The organism is Streptomyces sp. NPDC002690, from assembly GCF_053592415.1.
In genome coordinates, this window is sequence record NZ_JBSFVR010000666.1 from 1 (window position 1) to 1,940 (window position 1,940).

2 protein-coding genes are annotated in these 1,940 nt (G+C 76.6%); both read left to right on the top strand.

From position 1 onward, the window contains the following. Positions 1 to 179 precede the first annotated feature (179 nt). Complete coding sequence (locus ACWD3D_RS36485; protein ID WP_451464946.1) at positions 180 to 1,754, top strand: polysaccharide deacetylase family protein; 1,575 nt, start codon at positions 180 to 182, stop codon at positions 1,752 to 1,754. Next, a partial coding sequence (locus tag ACWD3D_RS36490) for a hypothetical protein (RefSeq protein ID WP_451464947.1) occupies positions 1,751 to 1,940 on the top strand: 190 nt, incomplete at its 3' end. The genes ACWD3D_RS36485 and ACWD3D_RS36490, both read left to right, overlap by 4 nt.

The following is a 1,940-nucleotide window of genomic DNA, read 5'->3' on the forward strand; positions in this document are numbered from 1 at the left end:
GGCCGCACGGAAGCGGGCGCGCGCGCCGGTGCGCGTGGGGGCGTCGGGGGAGCGGCACGGCGCGCCGCCCGGCTGCTGGCCGGGTTCCTGACCGCCTGCGTGGTCGTCGCCCTCTATCTGCTGGTCCTGTCCCGGGGGGCCCTGAGGTGAGACGCCCGGGACGGTCCGGCTCGGGACGCGTGCGCGCGACCGGGGTACGGGCACTGCTGGGGCTGCTGGCCCTCGCCCTTCTCGCCCTCCCCTTCTACGGGGTGTGGCGGTACGACACCTACCGCAGGGCGGTCACCCCGCAGGCCGAACCACCGGCAAAAGCACGCCCCGCCGTCGGTGAGGCCGGACCGCGGCACGGCGCCGTCGCGGCGGCCGGAGCGGCGGCGCCACCCGTCGTGCTGGCGTACCACGACATCGGGCCGCACGGCCGCAGCACATACACGGTCACCCCGGAGTCCTTCGACGCGCAGCTGACCGCTCTGGCGCGGGCCGGCTACCGGAGCCTGTCCACCGAGGAGTTCGTCCACTACCTGGAAGGGGGAGACCCGCCCGCCCGCCGGTCCGTCTACCTCACCTTCGACGACGGCGCCCACGGGCTCTGGGTGCACGCCGACCGCATCCTCGCCGCGCACCGGATGCGCGCGGCGGCGTTCCTGATCACCGGTTCGGTGGGCAGCCACCGCCCGTACTACCTCTCCTGGCAGGAGATCGGCCGCATGGCCGCCTCCGGCCGGTGGGACTTCGAGGACCACACCCACGCCCTGCACCACCGGGACGCCGTGGACGGGGCGGGCACGCGCGCGTCGGCGCTCTCCAACCGCCTCTGGCTGGCCGGGGAACGACGGCAGGAACGCGAGGACGAGTACCGGGCGAGGATCACCGAGGACCTGGACACCTCGCTCGCGGAGTTCGCCCGGCACGGCCTGCCCCGGCCCAGGCTCTTCGCGTACCCGTTCTCCGAAGCGTCCGAGCCCGCCAACTTCCCCACCTCGAAGGGAATCCTCCGGCACGAGCTGACCGGCCGGTTCGCCGCCGCCCTGTCGAACAACTCGTACCGGCCACTCCCGGCCGGACGCCGCGCCGCGGCGGCGCGCGAGGTGCGGCGCCTGGAGATCACCCGGGGGACGGACCTCCGGGCGTTCCGCGCGGGACTGGGACTGTGGACGGCCGTGTCCCCGGGCGCCCGCCCCGACCCGTTGCGCGACCCGGCCGGCTGGGAACGCACCGGCGCGACGCGTCCGGGCGGCGCCGGGGTCTTCACCGGCCATGGGCCCTATCCGGGGAGGACGGGGTACGCGGCGGCCTCCTACCGCCCCGTCGCCACGGCGGACTGGAGCGACTACACGGTGGACGTGACGGTCGACCGGCTGCGCGAGGCGACGAACGACGTCGGCATCGGCGTACGCGACGGGAGCCTCGCGCCCGTCACGGTCTCGCTGAGCCACAGTTACGTCAGCCTCTTCACGGGCACCGGAGACCGGCGGGCCGAAGTGGCGCGGCGCACCCTCGTGGACAACGCCGTGCACCGGGTGCGCGTCATCGTGCGGGGAGCGCGTACGGAGGTCGTGGTCGACGGGCGCTTCCGGATCGACTGGACCGAGCCGCGGGCCGCCGGCGGGAACGGCAGGGGCGGCCTCGCTCTCGGCATCCGCAACGGCGACGCCCGGGGGCGGTGGCCCCGCTTCGCCTCCCTCCGGGTCGCCGCCCTGCCCACGGCCGGTACGGGCACGGCGGCCGGGGCCGCCCCGGCGGGGGCGCGGTGATCCGGCGACGGGAGGGGCCGTCCGCCGCCCCCGGATACACCCGCCGCGCGGTGGTCGGGGCCGGGTTCGGGCTCGGGCTCGCGGCCACGACGGGCGTACTGCCGCTCGTCGACGTGCCCCCGGCAGGGGCGGGGCCGGGTTCGGGCTCGGGCTCGCGGCCACGACGGGCGTACTGCCGCCCGCCCC